Origin of the sequence: Bacillus sp. (in: firmicutes) (assembly GCF_031983925.1) — a bacterium.
In the GTDB taxonomy this organism is placed as follows: Bacteria; Bacillota; Bacilli; order Bacillales; family Bacillaceae_G; genus Bacillus_A; species Bacillus_A pacificus.
In genome coordinates this window covers 227094-235715 of sequence record NZ_DALYZR010000004.1, presented here as the reverse complement: position 1 = coordinate 235715, position 8622 = coordinate 227094, and the positions used below count along the sequence as shown (strand labels likewise).

Below are 8622 nucleotides of genomic sequence, written 5' to 3'. Positions count from 1 at the left end.
TAGTACTTTGTAAGCCAGCTCCTGTACCCCCAGTAGCGCCGGTAGCTCCAGTGGGTCCAGTGATGCCAGTGGATCCGGTGATGCCAGAAGGTCCAGTGCTTCCAGTGGGTCCGGTGATACCGGTAGATCCGGTGTTACCAGTGGGTCCAGTGTTCCCGTTAGAACCAATGGGGCGTCTGCCATCGCAACTAAAACAATTACGTGGGTACATGCATGTTCTCCTTTCTATATTTTGAAAATCTAGTTTTTAAAATAGAACTACTATATGTATATTAGGAATTCTATATTTTTGTGTGGTTGATTGTATTGTGTGTTTAGATTTTAACAGTAGGGTGAAAGTGTATCGTATATCGAATTTTTTTCTATTTTAAGTTTAGTAAAAAGAGATAGCTAAATTAGCTATCTCTTTAAAAATTTATAACCACCATTTTTCCTGTGGAACCAAAGTAACATCCACTTCAAAATTCTCTTTAAACCAATCATACATCAATGTTTCTTTCACTAAATATTCAGAGGCAGAGTGTGATACACCGATGAGTGACATATTCGTTTCTTTTACGTAATCCATAATGAGGGAGTATTTCTGTTTACCGTAATCATTGTCGATATGGCAATGGATTTCCCCTGTAATATATGCTTCAGCACCTTTTGCTTCTGCTTCTTTCATGAGAGAAACGACATCGCCACATCCCGCAATAATTGCAATTTTTTTGATAGAATCATGTTGTTTACCTTCGAAGTCTGTATAAGGAATATGGAAGAGATTTTTTAGACGCTTTTGGAGTGCTTCTGTGGATGTTTCATCTATTTCACAAATAAGGCCAACTGGCTCTTGTTCGGGGCCTTCATATGCAAAGCTGTCAACTACGTGAGCATGTAAGACTTTTGCAATTGAAATGCTCGTTCCATGCGTTTGATGAATATCCATTGGTCCGTGACATGTATATATAGAAAGTTGTTTTTCTTTTATCGCTTGCAAATATTTTTCAGGTATTGGAATAAAACCACGACCTGATTTTCCAAGCGGATCACCGCATTCCATTACAAGTGGGTGGTGCATAAAAAGTAAATCACCAGATGTGGATTGTGAAATGAATGTTTCAAGAACGTCATTTGTAGGAAAAACAGCTAAAAATACTTTATTTACAGTTTCAGCTCCTCGTATCATAAGACCGTTAAATAGCTCAATAAAATTGGCTTCAAAAAAATTTTGCCATGGAAATGGGATAGGATCATATACGGCCGGGATAAATCGACTAAAGGCACTGTCTTTTCCGTATTTTTCTATTTCGAATAAATGATTGAGTGATTGTTCTATTTCTTTTAAAGTTGGCATGTTATCCTCCTTGAATTAATTAGATGTTTTTGTTTTTTATAGCAAAATAAGAAGCGGATAGAAAACAAATAAAACCTAAAATCCAACCAATAGAAGGAGTATAGGGAAATATATGGTGTAATACTATACCGCTAGAAATAAAAAAGCTACCGAGTAGACCTAGGAAGATGGGGTATCGTAGTAATTTGAGCATGGGTGATACAACCTCCTTTACTACATACATTGTATATTGTTCATAATTTTCTGTATATATCTTTAAAGAAAAATGATGGTACAATATATGAAGGATACGAGAAGAGAGGATGAAGATTAGAGTATGTACGTTACTGTAACAGAAGCAGCATATAAAAAGATTGTGGATACGATTCCAAATGAAGCGAAATATATAAAGTTATTTTACGATAATGAAGGTTGCGGTTGTGTAATGAGCGGAATTATCGATTTAGTAGCTGTAGCAGAAAAAGATGAGCGCGATGTGGATATTGAATCAAGCAAGTTTAGCTTTATCGCAGATCGCACAAAGCTTGTATTTATGGATGATAAGTTAACAGTTGATTGGCATGAAGGTGGAGGGACTTTTCAACTGAAGAGCCCGAGCCAATTTTATAATCCAAATATGAAGTTACATGTTCGAGTGTAGTAAAGGAAAGGTGGTTCCAAAATGTATTTTGGAACCACTTTTTTTATTGAATAAGCTGCTATTTTTGTCGTTTTTTGTTGATAAGTCGATATATTTAAAAAATCGCTGATATAATTCGAGTTGCGCTGATATATTCGAAAAATCGCCGATATAATCGGAGTTACGCTGATATATTCAGAAAATCGCCGATATAATTTCATGTACCAAAACGTTTCATACAATACAAAGGTTTTTTCACATAATGAAATGTACATATGATTGAATTTTCTGTATAATAATATTTGCGGAGGGGATACGCATGAGAAGATGGGGAATTGAATTATTAATTTTAGCAGTCGTTATTATTTGGGGGATTAATTTTACGATTGCGAAATATGGACTTTTAGAATTTACAGCAATTGAGTTTACTGCACTTCGGATGATATCAGCGGCACCGCTTATGTTACTCCTTACATTTTTTATTGAAAAGTCGGTTTATATGGAGCGCAAGGATATACCTAGATTAATTATCGTTAGCGTTGTAGGTATTGTACTGTATCAAACGTTATTTATGGAAACTGTAAAATATACATCCGCTACAAATGCCTCTTTACTCATTTCTATTTCACCTATTTTTACAACTGTATTTGCGATTATCTTAAAACAAGAAAAGTTTTCTTCTCGAAAGCTTATCGGTTCAATCATTGCCTTTTGTGGTGCAGCCTTAGTTTTAGTAGCTGGGAATTCACTTGCTAGTTCTTTTTATGGAAATGGGATTGGACTCATTACATCAATATGCTGGGGGCTTTATCCTGTTTTAGCAAGCCCATTAATTAAAAAATATTCAGCGCTACGTGTTACCGCATGGTCAGCACTAGTTGGCGCGATTCCACTCTTGCTTTTAAGTGGACCATACGTATTTATAATGCCATTTCACATTACACATGGAATAACACTATTCGCTTTACTATATTCTATTTTCTTTGTAACAGTATTTGGTTTAGTGATGTGGTATGTTGGTGTTCAAAAAATTGGAGCGTCACATACGATGGTATATATGTATATAACGCCACTTGTAGCTGTTTTATTTGCAGCTGTATGGGCAAATGAATATGTATCGTTTCAACAAATAATCGGTGGAATTATTATTTTCTTCGGTTTATGGTTTGTGAAATCGGAGAAAGTAAAAGTGCATTCTACTGCGGGGGAACCTATATCAAAATAGGAAAACAGATCACCTATGATCTGCTTTCCTATTTTTTTATTTTTGGTAAGAATATGAGAAATAAGATAGCAGTAACAAGAGGAATTAAGTTTAAAAATGGAATACGGAAGAGTGTGATAAGAATAATACCTGGAAGAAGGACACCGAGGACAGCGTAGAAAATACTATGGTTTTTCGTGTACCAATACAATGAAAGTCCAATAAGTGCAGGGATAATGAGGTGAATGAGAGCCATTAAAAAATAAATCATTAGACGCCCCCTTTATTTGTGTACTTATTACATCATATCCGTATGTTCATAGATTGATATCAATTTTTTCATAAATGGACGAAAAATGTTTGAAAAAACGTCACAAATTATGAAAATATGATGTTGGAAATCTTGTATAATATTATTTTCTAAAAACATTTAAACAACATAAACATTGTGTTTATGTTGTTTTTTAATTTGAGTGAAATGGGTTTAAGTAGTATGAACTTGAAAGAAGTCTTTTGTTGGATAGATAAAAATTACTGAAGAAGAGGAGAACAGCATGATTAGTATGTCGTTAAGGTCGTTTAAAATTCAATCGTATTATATACTAGGTTTTCTTTTGCTAGGCTGGATGGTAACACCGTTTTCAGCACATTTTTTAGGTGCAGGAATTGGACTTATTGTAAGTATGTATTGCGTGTGGCTTTTAGGGAGACGAATTGAGAAGCTTGGAGATAGTATCGTAAAGAAAACGAAAGCACCGACGCTCGGTATGTTTAATCGTTTTGCGGCTGCTATTTTGGGCGCTATTATTATGTACGAAATTGAGCACCATATGGTTATGTGGGCATTTGCAGTAGGGATTATGGGCGGTTATTTTTTAATCGTCGTTAACTTAGGTTATTATAGTATGAAAGATGAAAAGGAACTAACCAAAAGATAAAAAGCCTCTTTTTAGATGGAATAGAGGATCTAGCGAGGGATATATCCGTAAGTTATATGTGTAAAAATGAATTTACCCTGGAATAAGGGATCCGGCGATGAATAGTACAATAGGAAGCGAAACTTTTCATAAAATACAGGTTTCTGCTTCCAATAAGTTAACATAAAATCACGTAATAGTATGACTTTTATGTTCTTTAAAAAAGTTGGATATAATACAAAAAACTATTCCGGTAATTAGAATAACATATTTTATTGTTTCGCTTGTATGCTCAAATACATTAACGTTAAGCATTACAAGTCCCCAAAACATTTGAATCGCTCCGTAACTGAATAAAATTTTTCCTGTACGAGAAAAATTTTTCATAGGCCTCCCCCTTTCCTGTATATGTAAATTGTATCATGAAAAAATAAAAAACGAATGATTATAGAATGAATTTTCTGTGATTTATTGAGAGAAATCATAGATGAAGAGAGAAGATATAGAAAGAAGCTTACGTAAAAAACGTAAGCTTCTTTTTTATGTAAGTGTGTGTAACCGTTAAGCCGCATTGGGTTTTGTCGGTGAGTACGCGAAACTTTACGGTTACACGACACTTATTCATATGAGTAAAGGGTGATTCCAACAGAAAGTTTGCACTTAAGCGATTGGGCCGCCTAAGTTAATAATGTCTTCAGATACGCTGTCGAACTTTTTGAAGTTAGCTTTGAATTCATTTGCAAGTTCGATTGCTTTTGCTTTGTAAGCAGCTTTATCAGCCCAAGTTTGTTCAGGCATTAACACTTCGTCAGGTACACCTGGTACGTGAAGTGGAACTTCAAGACCGAAGATGTCATGTTTAGCTGTTTCAGTTTTCGCAAGTTCACCGTTTAATGCTGCTTGAATCATTGCACGAGTGTAACCTAAGTTCATACGTTTACCAACGCCGTATTCGCCACCAGTCCAGCCAGTGTTTACTAAGAATACTTTCGCATCGTGTTTCTCGATTTTTTCACCAAGCATTTCAGCATAGCGAGATGCATCAAGTGGTAAGAATGGTGAACCGAAGCAAGTTGAGAATGTTGCTTGCGGAGATGTAACACCGCGCTCTGTTCCTGCTAGTTTACTAGTGTAACCACTTAAGAAGTGGTACATAGCTTGTTCTTTTGATAACTTACTGATTGGAGGCAATACGCCAGATGCATCAGCAGTTAAGAAGATAATTGTATTTGGGTGTCCTGCAACACTTGGCAGTACGATATTGTCGATCGCATGCATAGGGTATGCAGCACGAGTATTTTCTGTTAAAGTAGTATCGTTATAGTCTGCGATACGCGTTTGGTCATTAATGATAACGTTTTCTAAAACAGATCCAAATGTGATTGCATCGAAAATTTGTGGTTCTTTCTCGTGAGAAAGGTTTACACATTTCGCGTAGCAACCGCCTTCAATATTGAATACACCGTTATCAGACCAACCGTGCTCATCATCACCGATTAATTTACGGTTTGGATCAGCAGATAATGTTGTTTTACCTGTTCCAGATAAACCGAAGAATAGTGCTACATCGCCTTCTTCACCTACGTTTGCAGAGCAATGCATAGAAAGAATATCTTGTTCAGGTAATAAGAAGTTCATAATAGAGAAGATTGATTTTTTCATTTCTCCAGCGTATTCTGTACCACCAATTAGTACGATACGTTTTTCGAATGAAACCATAATAAATGCTTCAGAGTTTGTGCCGTCAACAGCTGGATCAGCCTTGAAATTCGGTGCAGAAACAATTGTGAACTCTGATTCATGAGTTGTTAATTCTTCTTCAGTTGGACGAATGAATAATTGATGTACAAATAGATTGTGCCATGCATATTCATTAATAACTTGAATTGGTAGGCGGTAATTGCGGTCAGCGCCTGCAAATCCTTTGAAGACGAATAACTCTTCTTTCTCTTTTAAGTATTCTAAAACTTTCGTATATAATTTATTAAAATGTTCTTCAGAAATCGGTTGGTTCACTGCTCCCCAAGCAATTTTGTCAGCAACCGATGCTTCTTTCACAATAAATTTATCTTTAGGAGAACGTCCTGTATATTTTCCAGTTGAAGCAGAAACGGCACCAGTCGAAGTTAATTTCCCTTCATCTCGCATTAATACTTTTTCCACTAATTGCGGAACACTTAGTTGAATCTGTGCATTGCTTCCGTTCAATAATTCGTGTAAACCAATTTGGACATTCACAGTACTCATATTTATATACCATCCTTTTCATTTAATGAAATATTTCTCGTAATCCCCAACAAGAGTATAACACAATTATATAAATAATGTATACTATTTATTTCTTTTTGTTTGTGTGAATGCATTATTTCCTTATTAATATTTCATTTCAGGCGCACTGAGAAAAACTTTCAGGAAAATGTGAATATTAATTGACAAATGAATATCATTTCTTTAGTATAGGTTGGGACGGATACTCTCTTATCCCGAGCTGGCGGAGGGACAGGCCCGATGAAGCCCAGCAACCTCACTTGTATTGGTAAACACAAGTGAATAGGTGCTAAAACCTGTGCGAGGCTACAGGTCTCGAACGATAAGAGCGAAGGGCAAAAAGCAGTATGCAAGTAGCAAATTAAACCTTTCCTCTCTATTATGTAGGAAAGGTTTTTCTGTATGCTTGTGTGGGAGAATAAATGTATGTCGCAATCTGTGGCAAATTAAGGATGAGTTCCGTACAATATATACAATTACTGTAGGGAGGTTTACCACATGACAAAAAAACGTCATCTGTTCACATCTGAGTCTGTAACTGAAGGACATCCAGATAAAATTTGTGACCAAATTTCTGATTCAATTTTAGATGCGATCTTATCAAAAGACGCAAATGCACGTGTAGCTTGTGAAACAACTGTAACAACTGGTTTAGTATTGGTAGCGGGGGAAATTACGACTTCTACTTACGTAGATATTCCAAAAATCGTTCGTGAAACAATTCAAGGCATTGGTTACACACGCGCAAAATACGGATTCGATGCAGAAACTTGTGCAGTTTTAACATCTATCGATGAGCAATCTGCTGACATCGCTATGGGTGTTGACCAAGCGCTAGAAGCACGCGAAGGTCAAATGACTGACGCTGAGATTGAGGCAATTGGTGCAGGAGACCAAGGTTTAATGTTTGGTTTCGCATGTAATGAAACACAAGAGTTAATGCCACTTCCAATCTCGCTTGCTCACAAATTAGCTCGCCGTTTAACTGAAGTACGTAAAGATGATACATTATCATACCTACGTCCGGATGGAAAAACGCAAGTTACAGTTGAGTATGATGAAAATGGTAAACCAGTACGTGTTGATACTATCGTAATTTCTACACAACATCACCCAGATGTTACATGGGAAGAAATCGATCGCGACTTAAAAGAGCACGTAATTAAAGCTGTAGTACCAGCAGAATTAATCGATGGAGAAACAAAATTCTTCATTAACCCAACTGGCCGCTTCGTAATTGGTGGACCACAAGGTGATGCTGGTTTAACAGGACGTAAAATCATCGTTGATACTTACGGTGGATACGCTCGCCACGGTGGCGGTGCATTCTCTGGTAAAGATGCAACAAAAGTTGACCGTTCTGCAGCATATGCAGCTCGTTATGTTGCGAAAAACATCGTAGCAGCTGGTCTTGCTGAAAAAGCAGAAGTACAACTTGCATACGCAATCGGTGTAGCGCAACCAGTATCAATTTCAGTTGATACATTCGGCACTGGTAAAGTATCTGAAGACGTACTAGTAGAACTAGTTCGTAACAACTTCGATCTTCGCCCAGCTGGTATTATTAAAATGCTAGACTTACGTCGCCCAATTTACAAACAAACAGCAGCTTACGGCCACTTCGGACGTACTGATGTAGATCTATCATGGGAACGTACAGACAAAGCTGCAGCTTTAAAAGAGCAAGCTGGTCTATAATATATGAAAAAAAGCTTTGCGCGGTGAGCGCAAAGCTTTTTTTATTTATAATTACGTTGGAATAAAGCGAAGAGTTCAATGTCATGCCAAGTGCCGTTGCGGAATATAGCTTCTTTACAAGTTCCTTCATGTTGAAAACCGAGTGATTTATATAATTTAATTGCTCTATCGTTAAAAGAAAATACTCGTAAAGAAAGGCGATGTAAATTTAATTCTAAAAATGCATAATTCAATAATAAGGTGAAAGCTTCCTTCCCATAACCTTGCCCCCAGTAATCCTTTTTACCAATATCAATAATGCATTCAGCGTTTCGATTATACGAATCAATATGAATTAAAGAAGTAATGCCAATTGGAAGGTTCGTAGCTTTTTCTTCAATGATATAGCTCTTAGCGTTTGGAGAATGAATAAATTGCTGGCAAAGTTTTTCTGTATCTTGAAAGGAATATTTATCAAGGTTAAGTGTAGTTGAACTCATAACGTCTATATCATTATGCCATTTATAATACGTTAGAATATCATCTTCGGAAAACTTTCGTAACTGGATACGGTTTGATTCAAACAATATAAGCCCACCTT

At 36.4% G+C, this 8622-nt stretch carries 11 protein-coding genes and 1 riboswitch; of the genes, 5 read left to right on the top strand and 6 right to left on the bottom strand.

Annotated elements, in window-relative coordinates; all coding sequences use genetic code 11:
• A partial coding sequence (locus RTP99_RS16160; protein ID WP_312366366.1) for a hypothetical protein occupies positions 1-236 on the top strand: 236 nt, incomplete at its 5' end.
• 179 nt (positions 237-415) lie between these two features.
• Here the strand turns inward: RTP99_RS16160 and RTP99_RS16155 are convergent.
• Both RTP99_RS16155 and RTP99_RS16150 read right to left on the bottom strand, forming a co-directional pair.
• Positions 416-1336 (bottom strand): Nif3-like dinuclear metal center hexameric protein, encoded by a 921-nt coding sequence (locus tag RTP99_RS16155; RefSeq protein WP_001142607.1) that lies wholly within the window; start codon positions 1334-1336, stop codon positions 416-418.
• Positions 1337-1355: 19 nt separating this feature from the next.
• Positions 1356-1559: a hypothetical protein gene (locus RTP99_RS16150; RefSeq protein ID WP_073569507.1), complete on the bottom strand. Its 204-nt coding sequence runs from the start codon at positions 1557-1559 to the stop codon at positions 1356-1358.
• 93 nt (positions 1560-1652) lie between these two features.
• On the opposite strand from RTP99_RS16150, the gene RTP99_RS16145 reads away from it, so the two are divergent.
• Complete coding sequence (locus RTP99_RS16145; protein ID WP_000289576.1) at positions 1653-1976, top strand: iron-sulfur cluster biosynthesis family protein; 324 nt, start codon at positions 1653-1655, stop codon at positions 1974-1976.
• Between the two features lie 298 nt (positions 1977-2274).
• Entirely contained in the window at positions 2275-3180 is a 906-nt protein-coding gene (locus RTP99_RS16140; protein WP_001255401.1) for a DMT family transporter, read from the top strand.
• Between the two features lie 28 nt (positions 3181-3208).
• On the opposite strand, the gene RTP99_RS16135 is transcribed toward RTP99_RS16140, so the two are convergent.
• Complete coding sequence (locus tag RTP99_RS16135; protein WP_000639044.1) at positions 3209-3430, bottom strand: hypothetical protein; 222 nt, start codon at positions 3428-3430, stop codon at positions 3209-3211.
• Positions 3431-3713: 283 nt separating this feature from the next.
• Between RTP99_RS16135 and RTP99_RS16130 the strand changes: the two genes are divergently transcribed.
• Positions 3714-4097 carry an ATP synthase subunit I gene (locus tag RTP99_RS16130; RefSeq protein ID WP_000624920.1) on the top strand — a complete coding sequence of 128 codons (384 nt, stop codon included), beginning with the start codon at positions 3714-3716 and terminating at the stop codon, positions 4095-4097.
• A 168-nt stretch (positions 4098-4265) separates the two neighbouring features.
• Here RTP99_RS16130 and RTP99_RS16125 read toward each other — a convergent pair whose 3' ends face one another.
• Positions 4266-4463: a hypothetical protein gene (locus RTP99_RS16125; RefSeq protein WP_000788118.1), complete on the bottom strand. Its 198-nt coding sequence runs from the start codon at positions 4461-4463 to the stop codon at positions 4266-4268.
• A gap of 273 nt (positions 4464-4736) precedes the next feature.
• On the bottom strand, positions 4737-6323 hold the full coding sequence (gene pckA, locus RTP99_RS16120) for a phosphoenolpyruvate carboxykinase (ATP) (RefSeq protein ID WP_000108797.1): 1587 nt from the start codon (positions 6321-6323) through the stop codon (positions 4737-4739).
• A gap of 228 nt (positions 6324-6551) precedes the next feature.
• Positions 6552-6673: riboswitch (SAM riboswitch) on the top strand.
• 169 nt (positions 6674-6842) lie between these two features.
• On the opposite strand from pckA, the gene metK reads away from it, so the two are divergent.
• The gene (metK, locus tag RTP99_RS16115) at positions 6843-8042 is read left to right on the top strand and encodes a methionine adenosyltransferase (RefSeq protein WP_000163115.1); all 1200 of its coding nucleotides are present in this window, start codon (positions 6843-6845) and stop codon (positions 8040-8042) included.
• Between the two features lie 41 nt (positions 8043-8083).
• Here metK and RTP99_RS16110 read toward each other — a convergent pair whose 3' ends face one another.
• Positions 8084-8608, bottom strand: a complete 525-nt coding sequence (locus RTP99_RS16110) for a GNAT family N-acetyltransferase (protein WP_000464115.1) — start codon at positions 8606-8608, stop codon at positions 8084-8086.
• Positions 8609-8622 lie beyond the last annotated feature (14 nt).